27 protein-coding genes are annotated in these 23,509 nt (G+C 34.8%); 17 read left to right on the top strand and 10 right to left on the bottom strand.

Annotated elements, in window-relative coordinates; all coding sequences use genetic code 11:
* The first annotated feature begins 251 nt into the window (after positions 1–251).
* The 4 genes from WAX74_RS05820 (at position 252) to WAX74_RS05805 (ending at position 2,910) form a co-directional block, all read left to right on the top strand.
* Positions 252–944, top strand: coding sequence for a YqjF family protein (locus WAX74_RS05820; RefSeq protein ID WP_336496718.1), 693 nt, complete (start codon positions 252–254; stop codon positions 942–944).
* A gap of 48 nt (positions 945–992) precedes the next feature.
* Positions 993–1,133, top strand: a complete 141-nt coding sequence (locus tag WAX74_RS05815) for a hypothetical protein (RefSeq protein ID WP_336496717.1) — start codon at positions 993–995, stop codon at positions 1,131–1,133.
* 169 nt (positions 1,134–1,302) lie between these two features.
* Positions 1,303–2,229: a serine hydrolase domain-containing protein gene (locus WAX74_RS05810; protein ID WP_336496716.1), complete on the top strand. Its 927-nt coding sequence runs from the start codon at positions 1,303–1,305 to the stop codon at positions 2,227–2,229.
* Positions 2,230–2,337: 108 nt separating this feature from the next.
* On the top strand, positions 2,338–2,910 hold the full coding sequence (locus WAX74_RS05805; RefSeq protein WP_336496715.1) for a hypothetical protein: 573 nt from the start codon (positions 2,338–2,340) through the stop codon (positions 2,908–2,910).
* 551 nt (positions 2,911–3,461) lie between these two features.
* Here WAX74_RS05805 and WAX74_RS05800 read toward each other — a convergent pair.
* Positions 3,462–3,671, bottom strand: coding sequence for a small, acid-soluble spore protein tlp (locus WAX74_RS05800; RefSeq protein ID WP_336496714.1), 210 nt, complete (start codon positions 3,669–3,671; stop codon positions 3,462–3,464).
* A 178-nt stretch (positions 3,672–3,849) separates the two neighbouring features.
* On the opposite strand from WAX74_RS05800, the gene WAX74_RS05795 reads away from it, so the two are divergent.
* The 3 genes from WAX74_RS05795 to WAX74_RS05785 all read left to right on the top strand — a co-directional run bounded on the left by WAX74_RS05795 (position 3,850) and on the right by WAX74_RS05785 (position 5,509).
* A complete protein-coding gene (locus tag WAX74_RS05795; protein ID WP_336496713.1) occupies positions 3,850–4,110 on the top strand; it encodes a hypothetical protein in 261 nt (86 codons plus the stop codon).
* 93 nt (positions 4,111–4,203) lie between these two features.
* On the top strand, positions 4,204–4,485 hold the full coding sequence (locus WAX74_RS05790) for a DUF3219 family protein (RefSeq protein ID WP_336496712.1): 282 nt from the start codon (positions 4,204–4,206) through the stop codon (positions 4,483–4,485).
* 19 nt (positions 4,486–4,504) lie between these two features.
* Entirely contained in the window at positions 4,505–5,509 is a 1,005-nt protein-coding gene (locus WAX74_RS05785) for an LLM class flavin-dependent oxidoreductase (RefSeq protein ID WP_336496711.1), read from the top strand.
* On the opposite strand, the gene WAX74_RS05780 is transcribed toward WAX74_RS05785, so the two are convergent.
* Entirely contained in the window at positions 5,506–5,874 is a 369-nt protein-coding gene (locus WAX74_RS05780) for a hypothetical protein (protein WP_336496710.1), read from the bottom strand. The two genes, WAX74_RS05785 and WAX74_RS05780, sit on opposite strands and share 4 nt — an antisense overlap.
* A gap of 118 nt (positions 5,875–5,992) precedes the next feature.
* Entirely contained in the window at positions 5,993–6,295 is a 303-nt protein-coding gene (locus WAX74_RS05775) for a YunC family protein (RefSeq protein WP_336496709.1), read from the bottom strand.
* 255 nt (positions 6,296–6,550) lie between these two features.
* On the opposite strand from WAX74_RS05775, the gene cax reads away from it, so the two are divergent.
* The 7 genes from cax to WAX74_RS05740 all read left to right on the top strand — a co-directional run bounded on the left by cax (position 6,551) and on the right by WAX74_RS05740 (position 14,578).
* The gene (gene cax, locus WAX74_RS05770) at positions 6,551–7,606 is read left to right on the top strand and encodes a calcium/proton exchanger (RefSeq protein ID WP_336496708.1); all 1,056 of its coding nucleotides are present in this window, start codon (positions 6,551–6,553) and stop codon (positions 7,604–7,606) included.
* A 137-nt stretch (positions 7,607–7,743) separates the two neighbouring features.
* Complete coding sequence (locus tag WAX74_RS05765) at positions 7,744–8,685, top strand: MBL fold metallo-hydrolase (RefSeq protein ID WP_336496707.1); 942 nt, start codon at positions 7,744–7,746, stop codon at positions 8,683–8,685.
* A gap of 129 nt (positions 8,686–8,814) precedes the next feature.
* Positions 8,815–10,842: a Na+/H+ antiporter gene (locus WAX74_RS05760; RefSeq protein ID WP_336496706.1), complete on the top strand. Its 2,028-nt coding sequence runs from the start codon at positions 8,815–8,817 to the stop codon at positions 10,840–10,842.
* A gap of 144 nt (positions 10,843–10,986) precedes the next feature.
* The gene (locus WAX74_RS05755; RefSeq protein ID WP_336496705.1) at positions 10,987–12,057 is read left to right on the top strand and encodes a hypothetical protein; all 1,071 of its coding nucleotides are present in this window, start codon (positions 10,987–10,989) and stop codon (positions 12,055–12,057) included.
* Between the two features lies 1 nt (position 12,058).
* A complete protein-coding gene (locus WAX74_RS05750) occupies positions 12,059–13,285 on the top strand; it encodes an amidohydrolase family protein (protein WP_336496704.1) in 1,227 nt (408 codons plus the stop codon).
* A 155-nt stretch (positions 13,286–13,440) separates the two neighbouring features.
* Positions 13,441–14,232, top strand: coding sequence for a VLRF1 family aeRF1-type release factor (locus WAX74_RS05745; protein ID WP_336496703.1), 792 nt, complete (start codon positions 13,441–13,443; stop codon positions 14,230–14,232).
* 142 nt (positions 14,233–14,374) lie between these two features.
* Entirely contained in the window at positions 14,375–14,578 is a 204-nt protein-coding gene (locus WAX74_RS05740; RefSeq protein WP_336496702.1) for an alpha/beta-type small acid-soluble spore protein, read from the top strand.
* A 157-nt stretch (positions 14,579–14,735) separates the two neighbouring features.
* On the opposite strand, the gene WAX74_RS05735 is transcribed toward WAX74_RS05740, so the two are convergent.
* The 3 genes from WAX74_RS05735 to sda all read right to left on the bottom strand — a co-directional run bounded on the left by WAX74_RS05735 (position 14,736) and on the right by sda (position 15,802).
* Entirely contained in the window at positions 14,736–15,026 is a 291-nt protein-coding gene (locus WAX74_RS05735; protein ID WP_336496701.1) for a DUF2653 family protein, read from the bottom strand.
* Positions 15,014–15,460: a hypothetical protein gene (locus tag WAX74_RS05730; protein ID WP_336496700.1), complete on the bottom strand. Its 447-nt coding sequence runs from the start codon at positions 15,458–15,460 to the stop codon at positions 15,014–15,016. Before WAX74_RS05730 ends, WAX74_RS05735 begins: the two co-directional genes overlap by 13 nt.
* A 213-nt stretch (positions 15,461–15,673) precedes the next feature.
* Positions 15,674–15,802, bottom strand: coding sequence for a sporulation histidine kinase inhibitor Sda (gene sda, locus WAX74_RS05725; RefSeq protein ID WP_336496699.1), 129 nt, complete (start codon positions 15,800–15,802; stop codon positions 15,674–15,676).
* A 660-nt stretch (positions 15,803–16,462) separates the two neighbouring features.
* Here sda and WAX74_RS05720 point away from each other — a divergent pair.
* From WAX74_RS05720 to WAX74_RS05710, 3 genes are read left to right on the top strand one after another with little or no spacing between them, the layout of a single operon-like run.
* Positions 16,463–17,680: an ATP-grasp domain-containing protein gene (locus WAX74_RS05720; RefSeq protein WP_336496698.1), complete on the top strand. Its 1,218-nt coding sequence runs from the start codon at positions 16,463–16,465 to the stop codon at positions 17,678–17,680.
* 18 nt (positions 17,681–17,698) lie between these two features.
* On the top strand, positions 17,699–18,136 hold the full coding sequence (locus tag WAX74_RS05715) for a CotY/CotZ family spore coat protein (RefSeq protein WP_336496697.1): 438 nt from the start codon (positions 17,699–17,701) through the stop codon (positions 18,134–18,136).
* 40 nt (positions 18,137–18,176) lie between these two features.
* Positions 18,177–19,217 carry a YheC/YheD family endospore coat-associated protein gene (locus WAX74_RS05710; protein WP_336496696.1) on the top strand — a complete coding sequence of 347 codons (1,041 nt, stop codon included), beginning with the start codon at positions 18,177–18,179 and terminating at the stop codon, positions 19,215–19,217.
* A gap of 35 nt (positions 19,218–19,252) precedes the next feature.
* On the opposite strand, the gene WAX74_RS05705 is transcribed toward WAX74_RS05710, so the two are convergent.
* From WAX74_RS05705 to hutH, 4 genes are all read right to left on the bottom strand, one after another.
* Positions 19,253–19,969: a YwaF family protein gene (locus WAX74_RS05705; protein WP_336496695.1), complete on the bottom strand. Its 717-nt coding sequence runs from the start codon at positions 19,967–19,969 to the stop codon at positions 19,253–19,255.
* A gap of 999 nt (positions 19,970–20,968) precedes the next feature.
* On the bottom strand, positions 20,969–21,304 hold the full coding sequence (locus WAX74_RS05700; RefSeq protein ID WP_336496694.1) for a L,D-transpeptidase: 336 nt from the start codon (positions 21,302–21,304) through the stop codon (positions 20,969–20,971).
* A gap of 220 nt (positions 21,305–21,524) precedes the next feature.
* On the bottom strand, positions 21,525–21,770 hold the full coding sequence (locus WAX74_RS05695) for a hypothetical protein (protein WP_336496693.1): 246 nt from the start codon (positions 21,768–21,770) through the stop codon (positions 21,525–21,527).
* A gap of 98 nt (positions 21,771–21,868) precedes the next feature.
* Complete coding sequence (hutH, locus tag WAX74_RS05690) at positions 21,869–23,368, bottom strand: histidine ammonia-lyase (RefSeq protein WP_336496692.1); 1,500 nt, start codon at positions 23,366–23,368, stop codon at positions 21,869–21,871.
* Positions 23,369–23,509: the final 141 nt, after the last annotated feature.

Here is a 23,509-nt window from a genome sequence, read left to right as displayed (position 1 = left end):
AATTCCTAACCGTGCCTCTATCTTAATACCGTAACTTGAAAAAACAAAATGAAAGAAGGGGCCTTCACAAAATGTTCATGAAGATATGAACAAATTAATATAGTTCCGTAACATAATTGTGAAAACTTAGGCTAAATGTCAAAAAGAATTCATCATTGTGGATAATCATGGGTTTAATCTCAGTAAGTTTGAAGGGTCTTTTATTTGGAAACAATTCTTAGACGAGCCTAAACGGGAAGGAGATAGAATTTATGAAGAGACGATGGATTATGACGCAGGAGTGGCGGGATGTACTTTTCCTTCATTGGCCAATTTCAGCAGAGGATTTACGCGAGCACATACCATCGGAGCTAAAGATAGATCTATATGACAATAAGGCTTGGATTGGGTTCGTCTTTTTTCAAGTAAAAGGTAATCGTCCGAGACTTGCCCCCCCTTTTCCAGGATTGAGTTCTTATTTAGAACTAAACGTACGTACATACGTCAGCTATAAAGGAAAATCAGGAGTTTTCTTCTTTAGCTTAGATGCGGATAATCCAGTAATCGTAAAATTGGCTACTCTAGGAAACTTCTTACCTTATCGTCAAGCAAATATCCAATTACAAAAAAGAAACAACATATTTTCAATTTCTAGTAAAGTGAGTAATGCGAATTCAATTACCGAAACGCTAATCACTTCATTTGAGCCAATGCCAGAAATTATTGAAGGAACTCTATTAGAACAGTGGCTGACAGAGCGTTATTGTTTATGGACAAAAATAAATAATGATTTATACCGTGTCGATATTTGGCATGCCCCATGGAAATTGCAAAATGTTAAAGGGGATATTGTAGAAAATTCTATGGCACCAATAATAAAAGTTGATTATCAAAAAAATATACCAATAGCTCACTACTCAAAAAGGAAAAAAGTTCGAACATATTTACCTATCAAAGAGAAATAAAAGGTTTCAGAACGTTTGATTGTTCTGAAACCTTTTATATTAAAAATATTGAGGGAATTGCATGATAATCGCTTCGGCAATCAAAATGATCATGATCAGCCTCTTGCTTCAAAATATATCGAACTGGAGCTGTATATTGAGAAAAAGGGAGCCTATAAAACGAGCTCAGGGGATAAGAAGAATAACTGAAATACAAACTATCATCATTCCTTTTCATTTTTTTATTGCCTCTAAGTTACAATACCCAAAAGGATGCATTATGGTGATTAGGGTAAAGGGTTGAATTTCCAAAAATTACTTATTATAATAATAGTAAGTAATTTTTTGAATAGTAAGAATTAATAGAGGTTAAAAAAATATGATAGATTTTGACTACTTAAAAAGAGAAATAAAAAAGGAGAAGGTTACTTCCTTTCTTGTATATCAAAAGGGAAATAGTATTTTCGAATACTACAAAAACAATAAGCAACTTGAAAAGCTTCATAAGATAAATTCCTGTACAAAAAGCGTACTTTCAATTTTAGTTGGAATTGCACTTGAGAAAAAGTATTTAACATCCATTCACTTACCTGTCTATTCCTTTTTCACAGAGCTTTTCAAAGAACAAATGGATAGTCGTAAATTGGATATTACTATTTATCATTTGTTAACGATGACAGATGGATTAGACTTTCCCGAATTTGGTGAATGGAATAGCTTTGCACCAATGGTCTATCATCCGAATATAATGAAGTTTGTTCTAGAGCGTCCAATACTCCATCCTGTTGGCACTCATATGAACTACAACTCGGGTTGCTCCCACATCTTGTCGGCTATCTTGCAAAAAGTGACCAATATGAAAACGGAGGAATTTGCAAATAAGTATTTGTTCAAGCCATTAGGTATTCATGAGTTTTATTGGTACGAAGATAAGATGAAAATCAATAAAGGAGCAGATGGACTCGTACTTAAAGCGACAGATATGATAAAAATCGGACAATTGATATTGCAACAAGGCGTTTATGCTAATAAAAGAATAGTTTCGGAGGATTGGATAAAGACGTCAACTGCACCATACTTTAAAACATATGATTCAATAGGATTCTATGGAATGCATTGGTGGGTTAATAAACTGGATGAAAAAAATGATTTTAACTATGAAAATACGTATTATTTTGCTCTAGGTTTTGGGGGACAATATATTGTCATATTGCCCAAAGAAGAAATGGTCATTGTTATCACGAGTGAAATATATGAGAATAGTTTATTGCCATTAAAAATAATTCAAAAAAATATTTTAATTTAAAGCTCAGTTAAATTTTATTATTGATATATAAAGATGTGAAGGGATCCCAAAAAAACAACCAAACAGTTTAATAACAAGCTTAATTTAAAGACAAAGGGGAATATAGGAATGTATCAAAGATACGAAATAAAGCATATCTTTTTGGCTATTGGAGCCTGTATCGTTTTGTTTTCACCTATTTATCTGCTTATAGTACCTTTAGCGGTCGTTAATACGCTCTATTACAAGAAAGATATTTGGATTACGTACGCACCAACAGAAAACTATGTGACATTTGGGGTTAGCTTATTTTTAATCATTCTGGCCTGTTTAGTATTGGGATTTCTGGGTATTCGGAAATGGACGGTTGGAGCAGGGGTGTTTTGTGTACTTCTTAGTGGATTGGTTTTTTATATTGCTTCGTTATCTTATATTACATTATCAGGGGAAGAAATTTCTTATCGGACGCTTTTTTCAAAAGATAAGCAATCATATGCTTGGGAGGACCTTGAGAAGCTTGTCTATTATGTAAAGCTTCCTGAAGATGATGAATTATCCTATTATGAGTTCTATTTTAAAGATGGCCAAATGATGAAGATGAAACAAAATAGTTTCGTAACAAATCTACAAGGTAATTTAAATGGTACTGTGAGGGCAATGCAAATCCCTCTACAGTATGTTGAAGAATACGATGTTGAATAATTGTAAAAAATAGCCCAGTAATCTAAACGATTATTGGGCACTGAATAATTCTATAGAATTTTACTTTACTTAATAATGTCGTCCGATAAATAAGAAAATCGTTGAAACGGCTCCCTTTCCGCGGGCGTTGCCTTAGCCTCCTAGGCCAACACGATGTTGGTCATGCAATCGTTGCCGCAAAAGTTCTTTTGCGACGAGCTTTGCGCAGGAGCAGGATGCGGCGAACTTAGATTGCCTTCCCTTCAACTGTGGGGTCTTCGGCTAACGCTATTCCCGCAGGAGTGTCGCCTTTTCAACGATTTTCTATAAACACTAATTGAAAAAATTTAAGTAATAAAAACTTGCTTTATTAATTGCCTGACGTTTTTCTAATTGGAAAAGTGGATAATAGTTGATTGGAGTGGAAGGCGGCGACTCCAGCCGGAATAGCAAATGTTTTCTGCACCGAAAGCGAAGCGGCTGAAAGCGTCCGCCTGGAACATAAATCAACTACCATTTGTCTTCAATCTTAGCCCAGTAATCTAAACAATTATTGAGCTATTTTATTACTTTTAAATATACCCGTTAATTCGCGATTTTTCCTCTGCTACAATCTCGTCTTTCAATTCTTCCATGCTTTCTTTACGTCGCTCGTTTTTTTCTTTAATTGCAGCAAGTTCTTTTCCTTCTGCGAATTCCATTGCTGCTTCTGCTGCTTCCATATTATTAATTGTTTTCTTTAGAATTTCTTTATTATCTGCTGAATCATTATGCTTTGGCATTATATTTCCTCCTTAATTTTTTAAGAATCTTTCAAGAAGTAGTGTTTCCAATTTCACAAAAACTATTTGAGAATAAGGGAAAACTTTTGGTAGACATCTTTCAAATGAATAAAAGTGGTGTCAAATTGCCATAGTAAAGACGTATTGATATATAGAAGAATCTAAGGAGGACGTTATTTTGGTAGATCACACCCAAATGAGTTGGAAAGAAGATAATGTCATTTCTCAACTACACAATTCTGTTGATAATGTTACGTTTGCTGTAGGGCAAGCTCTAACTAATCCTTCAGAACAGTTTATTCAAAATGCACAGGATATGATTGAACGTGCAGAACGTTCCGTTAAAATGGCTTTAGAAAGTAGAGGGAACTTGGATCCTATTAGCTCATTGCAGGAACAGTTGAATCAGGACAAGGAAAGATTAAACAGATTAAATTAACTGGAAGTATTTATCTAGAGGAGTCTGAATAGAGTAGAACACCTTTGAAGATGGTACACTTTAAACAAGTACTAAATTCGGAGGTGTTTTTGTATGGGCGTAAATAATATTATGTTAGATGATGCTTGTATAAAGGTAAACAGTTATGAGGAAGAAATAGTAAATGGTTTACAACAAATTTCGATCGTTTTTAATGTAACGAGTGAAGAATATCACGATATTGCAGTTCTGTTATACAAAGGTACTTTTCATGTCAAAGTTCCTGAAAGAGATCTATCCTTTACGGGGACCATAAATAAATATTCTACTTCCATTACAAATTTATATGAAAAAGGTCAAGTAGGTGAATATAAATTAAGTTTAATCGAAGAGTAAATTGAAGGAGGCTTGTTTCATGAAGTTAAGTATTCTAGATCAATCGCCTATTTCTTCCAATAAATCTGCCAGAGAGGCATTATATGAATCGATGGAGCTAGCCCAAGTTGGTGAGATGCTAGGTTATACTCGCTTTTGGATGACAGAGCATCATGATTTACCTGGTCTGGCAAGTTCTGCACCTGAAGTAATGCTTGGAGTCATTGGATCAAATACAGAAAGAATTCGACTAGGTTCGGGTGCTACGTTATTGCCACATTACAAACCTTATAAAGTGGCGGAGGTTTTTAATACACTTGCTACATTATTTCCTGGACGAATAGATTTGGGTTTAGGACGTGCACCTGGTGGATCTGCCGAGGTAACCAACGCCTTATCAGATAATTTTTTGCAAAAAGTGTATAGCATGCCAAGTTTGGTGCAGGACTTACTCCACTTTTTAGATGATGATTTTCCTGCTGACCATCAGTTCTCAAAAGTTTCTCCTTCACCAGTTCCAGAAGAATCGCCAGAACCTTGGCTTCTTGGGACTAGTCCAAAGAGCGCATTACTTGCAGCGGAAAATGGACTTGCCTATACATTCGGGCAATTTATGAGCGATAAGGACGGAGTAGCTATTATTCAGGACTATTTGGATGCTTATGTACCTAGAAAGAGTGGTCACGCTCCTCAAGTGATGGTTACTGTTAATGCATTTTGTGCCGAAACTTCAGACAAGGCAAAAGATGTCTCATTAAGCTCGTTTATTTGGTCCTTACAAAAAGCTAAAGGGGAGGGGCAGCGAGGTGTGCCTTCAATAGAAGAAGCAAAACAATATAAACTGGATGATCGTGAAAAAGAAACACTGGTTAATATGAGGCAGAATAGTATTATTGGTAATCCACAAGAAGTGAAACAGAAGTTAATAGAACTTCAAACTAATTATCAAGCAGATGAGATCATGATTCACACGATTACATACTCTGCGGAAGACCGAATTAACTCCTATAAATTAATAGCAGCTGAATTAATACGGAAAGATTAGACAACTTCCATTTCATTTAGAGCAGTACATACATTTGATTCTTGTATTTTTTCAGTTGCTTCGTCTATTAAATGCTGAATAAATGACTCCTCATCAAAATCTTCTGGATCAATTCCATATTTTTCTAACTCAATATAAACATTAGCTCTTACACTGGATTCGATTTCTACTAAATCCGTAAAGAAAAATCCCCATCTTTTTTCTTCAAATCGTTTACCATTAACATGGATAATGCAGGAAGTAACCATAGATGAAGGAACGGAATAGTTACTCTTAATTGCAATAATCGTTTCACCGCTATTTGCTGTAAAAATCATTTCTTTATATCCGATGTCAAAATACTGTTTGAACTCTACTTTATTCAATGATAACCCTCCAAACAAATAGATATGTTGTAAGTATATATTTAGATTGGAAAGATTATGACAGATAGATTTAAAAGAGAGTTAGACAGATTCACCTGTCTAACTCTCTTTTAATATCCTATATCATTTTTAACAGTGCTTCTCGGCCAATCATCCCCTTTGTGATTCCAAGTTCTTCTGCTTGGAAAGTGATTGATTCCAGTGGAGCATTTAGTAGCTGTTCGATAGTTTTTACCCCAACAGCTCTCCCTGCAATTATATTCCGGTCCTTTAATTTTTCGTTTAGTAATGCCACGTCAAGTGCTCCACACATGATATACCCTTTATCATTTGAAACGGTTAGCAAGTTTGTTTTTGGTAACTCCACGGAAACAGCTAAAAATGTATGACCTTCTATAACAATTGGATTCAACTGAATCATTTTTACATCACTCCTTTTCTTCTCACTTAATTTATGTAAGTGGGAGGAAAAGCGTGTTTATGGAGTATTAAGGAACTCGATATTCGGGGATTTTCTGAGATACTCGGGGATTTTCTGAGATACCCGGAGATTTACTGAGATGCCGGTCGATTTTCTCCTAACACAAGTCAGAAGAAAGTTTCAAAAGCAGGTGTGTTTTTTTATTTTCATAATAGGGAATAATAAAAAGGAAGTATACTTTGATAAGAGGTGATTTTGGTGGACAAATTGTTTGCCATTCTCGTTTTTGCGGGTGTGCCATTAGTTCTTGCTGGCGCATTTTTTGATTGGTCAGATATGATCATGTTCTTACTCTGCTGTGCAAGTATTGTCGGTCTTTCGGGTTATATAGGGAAGGCAACTGAGAGTTTAGCGATTGTAAGTGGACCAAGAATTGGGGGATTATTAAACGCTACATTTGGTAATGCGGTTGAACTTATTATTTCTATTTTTACATTGAAGGCTGGTATGGTAGGTATTGTGCTCGCATCACTTACTGGTTCCGTTTTAGGAAACCTGCTACTTGTACTAGGACTTTCTTTTTTTGTAGGAGGAATTAAATTTAAACGCCAAAAGTTTAGCGTGCATGATGCTAGATACAACTCAGGCTTGCTGATTTTTGCAGTTATTGTTGCATTTGTTATCCCAGAGGTATTCTCTATATCAATGGATACACAGGAGACATTGAGTTTAAGTATTGGAATTGCAGTTGTTTTAATTGCTCTTTATCTTGCAGGATTATTTTTTAAACTTGTTACTCATCGAGGTATATTTGCATCTTCTGATCAACCTAAGACAGAAGAAGAGATACCTGAGTGGACAAAGGGTAAATCAATTTTAGTTCTTCTTCTTGCAACTGTAGCAGTTGCTTTTGTTTCAGAACAACTTGTTCATACATTTGAAATGCTGGGCGAAAAGTTTGGTTGGTCCGAGTTATTTATTGGTGTTATCATTGTAGCAATTGTTGGAAATGCCGCGGAGCATGTTTCTGCAATTACGATGGCTGCCAAAAATAAGATGGATGTTTCAGTTGAGATTGCTGTTGGTTCTACTTTACAAGTAGCAATGTTTGTAGCACCTGTCCTTGTAATCATCTCACTGTTCATGCCACAAGCAATGCCGCTCGTTTTCACATTACCTGAATTAGTTGCAATGATTACAGCTGCACTACTAGTCATCAATCTCTCTAATGATGGTGAATCAAACTGGTTTGAAGGACTGACCCTTTTTGCAGCGTATCTAATTATGGGCATCGGATTCTTTCTCCTTTAATGTCAAAATACAAGTCATCACCTGGTAAAGGGTGTTGACTTTTTTTGTTCCACCCTATGTATAGTTTTACTGATAAATAATGATAAAATAATAAATAGGCCGAATATTCAATCCACTAAAATAAAGGAGGAAACGTTATGAAAAAAGAGTCTCCAGTCCAATTAAATGAGAGAATTTACTTGATAGACGGTTATGATTTAGGGGTGTCTGAACGTACGGGTACATATGTTATTCAAGAAGAAGAACTAACAATTGTTGAAACTGGCCCAACTCCTTCAGTAAAGTATGTAAAAGAAGGATTGGAAGCACTAGGAATTTCTTTAGATCAAGTGAAATATATCATTGTGACACATATTCATCTAGATCACGCAGGCGGAGCGGGAGTACTTATAAAAGAATGTCCGAACGCGAAAGTGGTTGTCCATCCGAAAGGTGCAAGGCATTTAGCGGATCCTAAAAGACTGGTTGCTGGTGCGAAAGCGGTATATGGAGAAAAATTCTCGGAGTTATTTGAACCGATTCTTCCAATAGAGGAAGAGTTGTTACTTATTAAAGATGATGGAGATACATTAAAGATAGGTCCAAATTGTACACTAAAATTTTTAGATACCCCTGGACATGCCAAACATCATTTTAGCATTTATGATCCTATTAGTAATGGTGTATTTACTGGCGATACGGTAGGGGTCCGTTATGAACAACTTATTGCAGATAATATTCAGTTATTTCTACCATCCACTTCGCCGAATCAGTTTGACCCGATAGAGATGCAAAGAGCAATTGACCGAATGAAAGGAATGAATCTCGATTTCATTTACTACGGTCACTTTGGTATGACAAATAACCCAAACGAAGCTCTTAACCAAGTCTCTGATTGGCTTCCAGTATTTATGGAAAAAGCAAGAGGTATTGTTGCTGAACAAAAAGGTCATTTAGAACTTTCGCAAGAATTATTGGACAAAGTAAGGAGCCACCTTAGGGAGCAAAATGTGCCAGATGACCATGAGGTGTACGATATAATTCAATTAGATATGAAAGTAAGTGCAATGGGATTGATTGATTACTTATCAAAAAAATAAAAAATATGAAGGGACTATACTTATAACATGTTTTAAGTTGGTCCTTTCAGTTTCTTTATAGCAGTTGATTTGTAATTACTTCAAAATCCCTTTAAACTTAATAGTGTAAACATAGAGAGGAGACAGAAGATGGAGTTTTTTTTAATCATACTACTTTTACTAGCCGTCATCGGTCTCTCCAATTTTATTAATCATTTTATGCCATACATACCAGTGCCAATTATTCAAATTGCACTAGCAGTTTTGTTAGCAGCCCTTCCTATAGGAATACATATCCCTATGGATCCAGAGTTATTTTTTATTCTATTTATTGCTCCATTATTATTCCATGATGGAAAAAATGTTTCGAGATATGCATTGTGGAAATTACGCAAACCGATTTTATTGCTCGCACTTGGTCTAGTATTTATTACGGTAGTGGTAATTGGATACTTGATTCATTGGCTAATCCCGTCGATTCCTTTATCGGCAGCTTTTGCGTTAGCAGCGATTCTTTCGCCTACAGATGTTGTAGCAGTAGCAGCTATTTCTAGCCGTGTGAAAATGCCAAAAACAATTATGCATGTTCTGGAAGGCGAAGGTCTCATGAATGATGCCTCTGGTTTAGTTGCGTTTAAGTTTGCGGTTGCAGCAACTGTGACTGGTGTATTTTCATTGGCAGAGGCAAGCTGGAGCTTTTTAGTCATTGCTATTGGTGGGTTTGTGGGAGGTGCTATTCTTGCCTTCCTTATTATTCATCTAAAAATATTTATCCGTCGACTCGGGATGGAAGATGTAACACTTCATATGCTTATCCAAATACTTACCCCGTTTGTTATCTTTTACATTATCGAACATTTTCATCTTTCTGGAATATTATCTGTCGTTGCAGCAGGAATTGTTCATGCGATTTATAGAGATCGAGATCAGTCCCCTTCAATGCAGCTTCAAGTAGTTTCTAAAAGTACATGGAGTATCCTCATTTACATTTTAAATGGTTTAGTGTTTGTCCTTTTAGGCTTACAGATTCCGAGTGTAATGAATGAAATTTTTGAAAATCCAATGTTTAATAATTACGAGGTAATTAAATTTATATTTATTATTACTGCAGCACTATTAATGCTTAGATTCTTGTGGTTGCTCATTGGATGGTGGGGAGGTTGGTTGCATAAAAAACAAATTCCAAAACCAACACTTCGATTAATTACCCTTACAACTTTTTCAGGTGTTCGAGGAGCAGTCACGTTAGCGGGTGCCTTTACAATCCCGTATGTTATAGCAGATGGCAGTCCTTTTCCAGAACGAGCATTAATTATTTTTATAGCTGCTGGAGTTATATTAGTCACTTTAATATTAGCGAGTATCTTTTTACCTCTGCTTGCTGAAAAAGAATTAGGGAAAACGGATGAGCTCAAAGATGAAATGGAGAGAAAAGCGAAGATCAAATCAATAGATGCTGCAATTGCTTTTATTCGTGAAATAGTGAATGATGAAAATCGAGGGGCAGCAGTGTCAATTATTTCTAATTACACTAGATTGCGGAATAGCTTAAAGAATGAGAATGACCTGGACTTCGAACGTTTAAAATTAGAGGAAACGGATATTCGAATGAAGGCACTTGCAGAAGAGGCTAGATTTATCGAAAGATTAAAAGAAGAGGATCAACCAGATAGGGAAACCATTTATTTGATGGATGAACATATTCATAGGATGAGGGTGGCTGTGACAAACAAAATGCAATATAGAGGTCTGTTCATTTGGACTGTTATAAAGAGAACCTTTTTTAATTTATTTCAAATTTTTGTACCAAAAAAGAAAAAAAATCTTCTTGGTGAAAAGAAAAAAATTATTCAATTAAAGGTTGATATGGCAAAGGCTGCGATAAATTACTTGAAGAAGCAGATGACCCCTGAAAACGAAGAAGTTTATTTGGTGATTATCGGAGAGTATAATGATATGATTATGAAATTTATGCTAGCTAAAAAAGGCGTAGAGTCTAAGAAATACGCGCAAATGAAAAGAGAAATTCAAAATAAGGCTTTCCAAGCGGAACGAGATGAAATTCAAAACCTCTTTGAAAGCAGAGAAATTACAACCGAAGTAACAAGAAAACTACGCAAATATATTAATATTAGAGAAGCATACTGGATGGAAGAAACTAGTGTGCAAAAGCATTAATATTTATTAGGCAGTCAATACCATTCAGGAATTGGCTGCCTTTTTATGTACAAGTCACAATCAGCTTATATCTTCCTTAACATGGGACATTCACACATATTTCCTTTAGTACATAAGGTACTAAAAGTATGAGGGGGTTGTTCGATGAATACAAATTCAAGATCTAAATGGCATCCTTTTGAAGTGGTAGGTTTGATATTAGTAGTTGGATCCTTATTGATTCTTTTAATTAATCCAAATTCATTATCCGATTTTTTTAATGCAATTATCTCAGAAGTTAAACCGATTGTTGTGGATGTCTTTTTGACTAGTGAGATTGGTATTGCAATTATTATAAGTGTTATTTTTGGGCGTATAATTGAAAGGCTTGGATTTACAGATGGTTTGATTCGACTATTTGTTCCAATCATGAAATGGCTTAAAATAAATCCATCTGTCATTATTCCTAGTGTATATAACATTCTTGGCGATATTAATGCTGCAGGGAAAATTTCTGGACCTGTATTAGTTAAAGCAAAAGCTACGATTGGGGAACAGAAAATTGCAGTGGCAACAATGATTCAATCACCCCAATCTTTCGCAACATTAATTTTAGGCATTATAGCATTATCTGTCTTTAACATAAATGCATTTCCTCTTATAATTTTCTCCATATTCCTTCCGATTATTGTTGTTCCATTTATTTTATCCAAAACAATTTATCGAGACACGAGAAAGGTGGAGTTAGAAGACCTGCCTCGTTTTACTCCTAAAACTAGATTTCTCGAAACAATTTTTTCTGCTGCTAAAGAAGGTGCCGAATTGCTCTTTTTGACTATTATTCCTGCAGTGGCAGCAGTATTTTTCTTTATAGGAGCGTTAAGATTTTTGGGAGCTTGGGACGTTATTGAATCAAGTTTGTCATCCATATTGATTTTTCTGAGCATCGAGCCATCGACAGGTATCGTTTCAATTTTAGCGGCGCCTACACTTGCTGTTGCTCAACTTGCGGAACTTTCAGGTACCATCGATCCTCGTTTAGTTGTTGGATCATTTGTATTAGCGAATTCTGGCTTGCCGTTATCGGTTATTTTTGGGCAGATTCCAGTGACATGGGCAGAATCATCTAATTTGAATGAAAGAGAAGCTCTAATAGCAGCGATTATTGGGATGATTATCAGATTTTTAACTGCTTGTATATTGGCGTATTTCTTAACTCCATTCTTGGTGGGCTAAAATGAATAATAGTTACATTGTACGTGGTAAAAAACTTGTCACTGTTAGTAAACTTGGTACTTTACATGATGGAGCAATGCTAATTGAGAATGGAAAAATTTTAGATGTTGGACAATGGGTGAATTTTCGAACACAATATCTTTCTATTCCAGTTATAGATTATTCAAAATATGTAATAACGCCATCATTGGTGGATTGCCATACTCATTTATTAGAATTTGCTCCAAGATCACTTTATCCGATTACATCAGAAACGCATTTTCTAGCTTCGAAGAGCATTCTATTACATGCAATTTCTTCCGGGATTACTGCGATAGGTGAACAGATTTGTGGAAATCCATTTTGTGACTTTTCTAAAGTGGATTATCAACAGGCAATTCATGATTTGCCTATAAATGTTTCATTTGCGACAACGAGTATATCTATAGGATTTGAAAAAATAGCCCATTTTTCATTCGTAACAAAATCACAAATTATTAAAAAAGATGATTTAATTAATCCATCCTTAGTGAAGAGAATTGCATTAGCGAGTGAATATCCTGGGGAGAATATTTTTATAAATGCAACACCAGCTAATTTTCGAAAAGAAGAAGTACCAAGAGCTGGAGAAGTTATTTATTCATTAGAAGATATGAGATTAATTACGGATATATATCACAGCTTAGATAAAAAAATAGGAGCTCACGTTGCTGGAGAGAAAGGAATTGAACTTGCATTAGAGGCAGGGGTAGATGTTTTGCATCATGCACATGGAATATCTGACGAACAATTAGACAAAACTTCACAAAAAGGACTAAAAATTGTGGCAACCCCAATGGGGGGTACTCATTTAAGTCCGAATTCGCCTGATGAGATTCTTCGAATGGTAAGTAAAAATATTCCTGTCTCTATTTCTACGGATGCATATCTTCCACCTTATTCAGGAACATCTTGGTTGCCATTTCAAAATCAAGCATTACAGGGACCCGATGTTTTAATGTTAATCGCGCAGCCATCTATGCAACTTTTAAAAAATAACCAATATGATGAAAATGAAATATTGGCTTTGATAACCGACAATCCAGCTGAAATATTAGGGAAAGATCATCAATTTGGACGACTAGAGAAAGGGTTAGATGCCAATTTCTTAGTTGCAGAAGGTATCCCTGGATTAGAAATAACAGAAGTAGAAAAATTGATAAAAGTATTTTATTTAGGAAAAAAAGTAATAGACCGAAAAGTACTTTAATATATTGTTTTAAAGGAATCAGCCAATTTATTTTGGTTGATTTTTTTATTAATATTAGCAAAATTTTTATCCAAAACATGACACTTCTAAGTCGTATTATCTCGTACATTTGAGGGGAAAGCTAAGGATGTGCGAAAAAAAAAGGAGGACGAAGGATGACGATAAACAAGGAACTTCAGGCATTGAAAGAGTATAGCTGTAGTGATCGATGTGTGTTAAGTGTTTATTTAAATACGAACCCAGGTGATCCTCAACAATTAAATGGTGGTTGGAAAATACATTTAAAAAGTGGCCTGAAGAGAATTGGTGAGTATTTAGAGAGCTCAGATGAAAATGAAAAAAAAGCTTTTAATAAAATTAAGAAAAAAATTATAAATGAACTGGAAAGCAATCAACAGGAATTGCGAAAAGGAGTAGTAATTTTTGCAAGCGCTAATGATGACTTATGGTCAGTTCATCATGTTCAAGTTCCTGTGAAAACAAATATTTATTGGGAAAATCACCCTGTTATTGAGCAGCTGGAGTATATGTATAAAGCTTATCCCGAAGCAGGTATTATCATGCCTAGCTTTGGTGAAGTTCGTATTTTAGATACTGCAATGGGATTCGTAAGAGACGATGTCACTTTTAAATACGACCCAGTTTCTGAAAAATGGACTGAACAGAAGAAACTCGACTCGAAAGGTAGAAGGGCAATTGCTGATAATAAAAGTGCCGTGTTAGACCCGAGATATAAGGTAAATAAAAACAGTTTCTTTAAAGGAATGAGTACGACTCTTGAGCAATTGAAGAAAAAAAGAGGTTGGCGAGAATTCCATGTAGCAGGGGAAGCTGAAATGGCGAATGCATTTGCCGAAAGCATTAGAGATATTCCGGCAAGCCGTATTTACAAAAATTTAAATAACAGTAAAGCTAATGACGTAATTCATCAAGTATTTGAAAAGTAATAAATAGAGAGTGCTGAGTAAGACACTTTACTCAGCCTCTTTTAAACCTCTATTTTAGACTCATTGTCAAATTTCACCTTTAACTTTTTTTGCATAATTGTTGTAAAAGTACACATTCTAATTTCACAAGGAGGTGAACAACATGCCAAATAGAAATCAACTTCTAGTACCAGGAGTGGAACAAGCTCTTGACCAAATGAAATATGAAATCGCTCAAGAATTCGGTGTACAACTTGGAGGAGAAGCTTCAGCGCGTGCTAACGGTTCCGTTGGCGGAGAAATCACTAAGCGTTTGGTAGCTCAAGCCCAATCACAAATGAGCGGCTTTCAAAACAACCAACAATAATTTATAAATTAATAAGACCGGTGGTATAAATAATTACCACCGGTTATTTTTAATTTAAATTGTTGTTTCGAAACAACTTACAAAAATAATAAAGCCCTAGTAAAGAAAAAACAAAAGACCAAATCAGCAAGTGATTTGGCCTAATATAAGTAATTCTTTAATGTATGGAAGCAATTATACCTTCTTCGTCATCTAATATAAGCTCTATACCTGCGGAGATAGGATCAATATTTAAAAACTCCTCCATACTTTGACGCAGAGCTTCAATTAAGTTATATGTGGTGAGGACTTCTGTTTCTCCACTAATATATGCTTCGGCTGAAAATCCTGCTTCATCGTCATACATTAATTCTACTTCGACTTCTTCTACTTCGACTTTCTTTTTACGTGAAATATAAACGCAAACTGCATTGATTATATTTTGTTCTGGAATGATTAGCTTCTCCATGAATTAGCTTCCTCTTGTTTTTTCTTTTTAAAGATGTCAAAGATTTTACGAATAACAACAACTATCAAAATTATAGCTGCAGCATTGATAGCAAATCCTAGAAGAGAGCCTAAAGCACCCATATTTGCAAACATGCTACCAAATAGTAGTCCAGCAATTCCCCCAACGAATAAACCTTTCATAAGACCACCTGAGAAAAATCCACCTTTATTGCTTGTAGTCGTATTTGATTTATTTATTGCCGTATTAGAATCCTGTTGTTTCTTTTGAATATTAGAATTGTTAGTATTACTATTATTATTCGTATTAAAGCTTTTCTTACCAGATTTATAAGACTTAGCCTCGGCAGTCGTTGATTGATCATTGAATACAATGCTACCAACTGATGAAAATACAAGTGTTGCTGTAAGCAAAGCTGCTACTAATTTTTTCAATTTATATACCCTCCGATATGGAATGTGAGATTTTCAGTAAGATATTATCACCTTACCTCTATTATATACGAGACAACGTTAAAATAGTTTCACTTTGCCTTCGATTTTTCTCTAATCTCCAAACATATGTCTAAAATACGTCTTTAGCCTATAAGGGTTGGCAGCTGTTGGGTGAACTTAAAAGTTAAATAGACGAGATCAATCATTTTAGAATTAAGTTTCGATCACTAGAGAACGACGGCGAATTTCCATTTCTAACAAGAATATAAAATCTGGAGATAGCTTCAGTTCCTTTGCTGCAACATAAGATTCTATTAATAATTCATCTGACATCTTACTCACCTTAAATTCACCTCCTACAATTTTATTAAAGCACCAATATATTATGTAACTTAGCAATTTTGATAGATTTAAGAATCTACTATTAATCTAACAAAAAGTTTAGTTAGGAACAACCGTTCGTTTATCCACAGGTAAAAGTGGATAAACTGTTACTAAACTGTTTATATTTCATATGATTGTATATATACCGCTTTGGATAATGTGTATAACTTTATCCACAGAAGAGGAAAATATCGAATTTTGTCGAAACATTTTAACGAAATAAATGAATTTTTGGCACTCTTTTTATGAATAAATACAAAAAATATATTATTCTCAAGCTTTTCTTTTGTTTTTCTCTTTTATAAAATCTATTTAATAGAAATTACTCACATAACTAACACCTTATCCACAAAAATATGTGGATAAGGTGTTAGTTATTTTAATATTTACATTAAAAAAGGCTAGTTTATAAAGAATTTGGTGTTAATAACTTTATCCACAGTGAGAAATTAATCCATTTAACAATGACTTTTTTGTTTTAAGTCAACGATAAAAAGTCAACAAAAACTTCTCTTTATGTGTTGTTCAATATAATAAGTCCCAATCAAAATAAATTAAGCATGAATATTATATTGGGAAGATTAAATAATTGAAATGGAAGGTTGATGAAAATAAATTATGAAGACAATTATATTTGTCGGAAGTAACAAATCTGGATCAAGCAGAGATGCACTTAAAGCGGCTGCAAGGCTTGGTTTTTTTACTGTGTTACTAACTGATAGAGAAATTTACCTCGAAAACAGACTTGATTTTCCCGAAGTTCACCAAATGGTTTTAACGGAGTTGACTAATTATAATTTATTAAAGGCATGTATAAGAGGAATACAAGAACAAGGTAAAAAAATTGAGGCTATTTTAAGCTTTATTGATCCATATGTCCATGTAGCAGCAAAATTATCTAAGGAGTTAAATTTATCTAAAGTTACTCCAGAACCATTAGAAAAAATGGAGGATAAAGTCATGACCCGTGAACTATTAAAGGGACTACCAGTATCTCCATACTTTGAAACCTATAAAAAAGAAGATTCCTTAGAGATCTTTATTGCTCAACAAAAAAGCTATTTCCCCCTAATTGTAAAAACTCCAATTTCTACTGGATCCAAAGATGTTTTATTAGTCGAAGATGAAAAACAATTAACAAAGTGTATAAACAGCTTTGTGGACAAAGGGAGTGATGAGATATTAGTAGAGGAATATTTAGTGGGTCCTCAATACTTAATAGAAGCTTGTGTGTACGATGGAAAAGTTCAAATCATAGCAGTTCTCGAACAAGATATTAAGCTTTTTGAACGTTTTATTGTAACAGGTTATACTCTGTTGGCGGACATGGATAAAGATTTCCATAACAAAATCTATGAAACTGTTTGTTCTATTTTAGAACGTTTTAATATGGATAATGGATCTTGTCATATAGAAATGCGCTTAGTAAATAATGAATGGAAATTAATAGAGATAAATCCTCGCATATCTGGTGGGGCAATGAATAGAATAATTGAGATAGCGTATGGATTTAATTTAGTTGAAGAGACAATAAAGATATTTTTAGGACAAGAGCCTAATTTTGAAAGAAAGTATAAAAAATTTGTGTATGCTCAGTATTTAACGATTGATTCTACTGGGACATTAATAAAAGTAACAGGTAGAAAACGCGTTTCAAGGCTACCCGGTGTAGAGGAGGTCTTTATAAAGCCTAAAAAAGGAAAATTACTTCATCCACCTTTATCAATGGGAGATCGATATGGATATATCTTAGCTTCTTCAGCAAATAAAGAAAAAGCTATTAGTATCGCTAAAGAAGCGGCAAAGGAAATTCGTTTTTATATTGAGCCTATATAGTAATGGAGTGAAAATAAAATGAGTGATAACGAGCAAGAAAAAAATGTAATCGAATCATACAATAATTTCGAATCAATATTGAAAACAATTTATGAGACACAGAACAAGGCTAAGCTAACGATATTCAAAGGTATCCTGCGTGAAACTATTCCAATTGTGTTGTATACATCCTCAAATTTTGAACCTTATTATGCTGATGGAATAACCTCCACTTCACAAACTTCATTTAGAACACGCTTCTTTCGGATTGAAGATATAGTAGGCTCGCTTGTTTACCTATCATTATTGTATCCAATGGATGTAGAAGGTAATTATATAGACTCGATGCGCGTTCCTTATCGACTAGAAAAAACGAAGACTATTGTAAGTGCATCGATACAAAACTTTTGCAGTGTTCAGTGTATCGATCCAAAATTAGTAAATAGACTAAGTCTTGAAATTGGGGATAAATGGTGAATAATAAAAATTTGTATAAAAAAAGGGAGTTGGGAAAAAAATGACCTTAATTGGTATGCTGCACCATAGAGCAGAACCCGAGAAAGTAAAGAAGGCATATGCATATGCTGTTGTAGCAAAAGCAGAAGGTGTAGATTTTTTTTACTTTACGGCTGGGAATGTGGATATCAAGAACGAAAAAATTTTAGGTAAATACTATGAGAATGGTAAATGGAATGAAAAAGAGTATCCATTTCCAGATGCAATTTATAATGCAAGTTTTCCTTTAACTTATAAAGGAGAACTAGCTTTTGATTATTTATTTAAAAGAATTCCATTTACAAGTCATTCGATAGGAAATAAATCCGAAGTGCAATACAGAATTAAGAAAGGAAAAGAATTTTATCATTATTTAATTCCGACAATGGAATTAACAAATGAAAAAGACTTGCTTGATATGATTGAAATGCATAATCAAATTATTATTAAACCTGTTTCTGGGAGTAGAGGATCTGGAATACTTTTTGTTGAAAAAGCAGATGGCGAAACATTTAAAATGAATGATTCAGGTAAAATTTCTTTCTTTAGTAAACAGGACTTAATAGACCTTGTATTACTTAAAGTACAGGAACAAGATTATATTATTCAAAAATTTATATCAAGTAGAATAAAATCGGGTCAGGTCTTCGACTTTCGTTTACATGTTCAAAAAAATGGAGAAGGTGAGTGGGTAACTACGTCCATTTACCCTCGTGTTGGACCTGTGGGGAGCATAACTTCAAATTTAGGTAACGGAGGTTTTACTGCTTTTCCAGATCCTTTTTTGCAAATAGAGTTTGACAATGAGTGGTTCGATGTAAAAAAAACACTTGAGTACTTTTCAGTAAGTTTTTCAAAACACTTTGATTCATTATACGGTGACTTTTACTTGGATGAACTAGGTATTGACGTTGGAATGGATGAGAACCAGAGAATTTGGTTGTTTGAAGTAAACTGGAGACCAGGAATCCCTGTAATATTTAACGGTGAATTAGATGTAGCAAAAAATACGATTCAATATGCAAAATTTTTAGCTAATAACAATAAGAACTTACCTTCTTGAATTAAAGAGGTAAGTTTTTTGTATTGGACAATCATTCATGTCATCCCTTTTGAATGCCAACTCCATTTCCTGAAGATTAACAAGATAGCGAGAAACATGAAAAGTGCTACAATTTCTAAAGATAAAATATACCATGGATATGGTCCTAAAAAATCAAGCAAACTCCCATTTGTGGTTTTCTCTCTTAGAAACATATAATTACCATCAATAACTATATTGATAACAAAAATGAATGGAAACATAATATTTAAGTAAACCATCGTTTTAAGGAGACTTTTTAATGTTGGATTGTATTTTTTTACCCAAAGAATGTAAAATGAAGTCGCTATTATTCCTGCATGAATATAAAAGAATTGAAAAAATTTAAAACTGGGAAAACCTATTTCTAAGGATGGTGTAAGTACAGCTTGTAGAGCACCTCCAAAGCCTGCAAAAAAGATAAAATCATAAAAACGTTTGTTTCCTGTCCATAAACTTATAATTGAAAAAAACAAACTAAAGCTGCATAAATGGATTGGCAAAGATTCACTTAAATTCCACTCACCGTTTTCAATGAGTACAAGATGATAAGCGACTTCCATCATCAACAAGGAAAGGGCAAAGAGGCGTTCAAATAAGATGGAACTCTTGATGGGATCGGATAATTTATTTTTCAACATAAATAGGAAAATTAAACTTACAATTAGGACGACTATTGCTAGTATGTGTTCATATGAAAACATGACGAACTCATTTTTAATATTTTCTTCCATACAATTCCCCTATCCATGGTTCTTAATATTCTATTTGTATGGAAATCGCCCTAAAAAGTTTCTTTATAAACATTTAACTTAAGCAAAAAAAACACGCTATTCAAAAGCGTGTTTTTGACTGTAGACAAACTCAATTTTGGGTGCATAAGTTCTATATCAAATTCGGCAAGGACCACCACTACGCTTTCCGTGGGCTTGGCTTCAGCCTCCTAGGCCAACACGATGTTGGTCATGCAATCGTTGCCGCAGGATGCGGCGAACTTAGATTGCCTTCCTCTCAACTGCGGGGTCTTCTGCTCAAGCTGTTCCCACAGGAGTCTTCGTGGTGGTCCTTGCCTTATAAACAATTCCTTATAAGTATCTACTATCTTTACTATTAATTGGATAAAGCAACCTCTTTAGGGAGATTTCTTATTGTACATAATCGTTTATAAAAATATTTTTTTCGTCAAGCTGAACCACGCTATTCAAAAGCGTGTTTTTGACTGTATAAAAAAACGAGTTTTCTACAGTCATTTATTTTTGACTTTGTTAACCTTCGATGTTGTTTTTCAAAGATATAATTTGTTCATCTGGTATGATGCCAACCAATCGGACGTGCGCTTGCCGCACGCTACGCATGAGCCACCGCAGGATGAGTCGTGTAAGGAGCACATCCTAATAACACCTGCGGATATAGTTTCGTGTTCATTTCATCACAGTATGGTATACAGAATCATGTTTTTGAAACTTTGTACTTTTTGCTTATAGTTAGGGTAATAAAAGTATCATTTAATAAAGCTTTATTTTTAGGATAGGGATTCCAAAGCTTACCGCGGGATGGCCCACTCTAATCCATAAAATGTTTCTATTGAGGAATCTTGAGGCGATGGACGAGAAATCAAAATAATGAACGGGGACAATTAGAGAGAATTACAATTTAACAATATCTTACGCAAGGTCATTTATTCTAACTGCCTTTTGTCTTTAGTATGAGACACCCTTATAATAATTGCGTCTTTATCTATGAATGTATACATTCGTACCAATTGGGACGTGGGAAGAAAGCTCAAGTACATCAGCATTGTGCATTCGGATACAACCATGAGACACTTTCTTTCCTATAGAGGAAGGATTATTATTTCCGTGAATACCATAATGAGGTTTAGATAATCCCATCCATAAGACTCCAAAAGGACCACCTGGGTTAAGTTCTTTGTTTATGATGATATAATTCCCGTTAGGTGTTGGTGTTAAAATTTTGCCGACAGCAATTGGATACTCTTTGATAAGTTTACTTGCATCGTAAAGTTTAAGCCGCTTATTGTTAACTGATACATCAATCCAAAGGGTCAAATGTTCATCTCCCATTATTGAGTTTTACCTCATAATATGGAAAAAAATAATTTTTGTCTTTCGACTTATTTGAATAGGACAATCACGCAAACTCATATTCTTATATTATTCGATTGAAGGAGTGATGTATTTGACAAAGAAATGTAAAACGTGTAAAAAAACAGGCTCAGGACCATGCAAATGTGGTAAATAAAAAAACCGCCTTCTTGGCGGTTTTTTTCTATTCTCGATCTTTATCCATAACCTCTTCATCCGTATCTTCTACATCTTCTTTATTTTCATCTGATTCCTTGTTATCACTATCTTCATTGCTTTCATCCACATTTACATCGACGTCCAAATCCTCTTCCATTGGTTCGTTTGTATCCGTGTCTGTTTCACCATCACCACAACCTGCCAGTAAACCAGCAGAAAGAAAGGCTGCTGTACTAATTTTCATCCATTTTTGTCTTGAAGTTGAGTTCATATTCGATGTCCTCCAAATTTACCCCTTATCAAATGAAATATAAACGTTCCGCTAAGAAAATAGGAGAATGAAAAATTCCAATTCGCCGTTTTATTTATTTAGCCTATTTTTCTAGCAGTCTCTGATTTTAAGTATTTATTCAAATTTTCAATATCTACACTAAAGATTCGGTCTTTTGTAATAGAGGGTATAAATGCACGGATTTCATGCCACTTTTTAGAAAGGGAAGGGGCCATTAAATCTTTTCCTCGATATTCAATTCCTTGCATGGCACAAATTAATTCGATAGCAAGGACCCTGCGTGCATTTTGAATAATTTGGTTTGCATGTCGAGCTCCAATTGTACCCATGCTTACATGATCTTCTTGGTTTGCAGAAGAAGGAATCGAATCAACGGAAGCAGGGTGAGAAAGAGTTTTGTTTTCAGACACTAAGCTTGCTGCTGCATATTGCATGATCATAGCACCAGATTGTAGTCCAGGTTGTGGACTTAAGAAGGGAGGGAGACCCTCATTCAATTGGGGATTCACTAATCGTTCAATTCTACGCTCCGAAACGTTTGCTAGCTCTGCTAGAGCAATTTTCAAGAAATCCATAGAAAAAGCAATTGGTTGTCCGTGAAAGTTCCCTCCTGAAATGACTACTTCACCATCCTCAAAAATTAAAGGGTTATCGGTTGCAGCATTCATTTCAATCTCTAATTTTTCTTTTACATAAGCTAATACTTGCCAGCTAGCTCCATGAATTTGGGGAATACAACGTAGAGAATATGCATCCTGTACACGTTTTTCTCCTTGTTTCGTAACAAGTTTGCTCCCTTCAAGCCAATGTAGAACACGTTTTGCGACAGACACTTGCTCTGGATAGCCACGAGCCTCATGAATGGCCGGATGAAATGCGTCTATTATTCCATGAAGAGCCTCTATCGTCATAGAAGCAATCCACTCGCTTTGGTAGGCAAGTGTTTCTGATTCTAACCAATTTACTACTCCTTGTGCAGTCATTGCTTGTGTTCCATTGATAAGAGCGAGACCTTCTTTTGCTTCAAGGACGATAGGCGTTAATTTATGTTTTGTCCAAATGACATTAGATGGGACATGTTGGTCTCCATCCCACACAAAACCTTCACCTATTAAAACCAATGCTAAATGTGATAGGGGTGCTAAATCTCCTGACGCACCTAAAGACCCTTGCTGTGGAATTACAGGGTGAATATCATTGTTTACCATGAATGCAAGTCGCTCAAGTACCTCAAGTCGAATGCCTGAAAATCCTTTTAATAAAGCATTTAGTCTTAGAACAACCATTGCACGCGATACTATTTCATCAAATGGTTGACCGAGACCACAAGCATGGGAACGAATTAGGTGGAGCTGTAAAGCATGAACATCCTCTTCTTCAATGCTAACATCACTGAACTTACCAAAACCAGTATTAATACCATATACAGTACTCTGCTCTTTTACTATTCTATCAACAGCTTTCCGACTTTTTTGGACAGCTTCTATTGCACTTTGTTCCAGTTTTACTTCTTCCTTCTGATATAAAATGGCTCGCATATCTTCTAATGTAAGCTCATGTCCTTTTAAATTAATCAATTCAGTTCACATACTTTCTTTTTTGGGTTAGTGTCCATGCAAATCCCTCCTTGATTCTTATTTTTATTCTATCTAAATATTTTAAAAAATTAAGTGTTTTTGTGAAAAAAGTAAAAATTTCTCATCTGCTAATTTGGTGTC

Origin of the sequence: Psychrobacillus mangrovi, from assembly GCF_037104765.1 — a bacterium.
Classification (GTDB): Bacteria; Bacillota; Bacilli; order Bacillales_A; family Planococcaceae; genus Psychrobacillus; species Psychrobacillus mangrovi.
The sequence above is the reverse complement of the archived record's forward strand: the minus strand, read 5'-3'. Positions and strand labels throughout refer to the sequence as shown.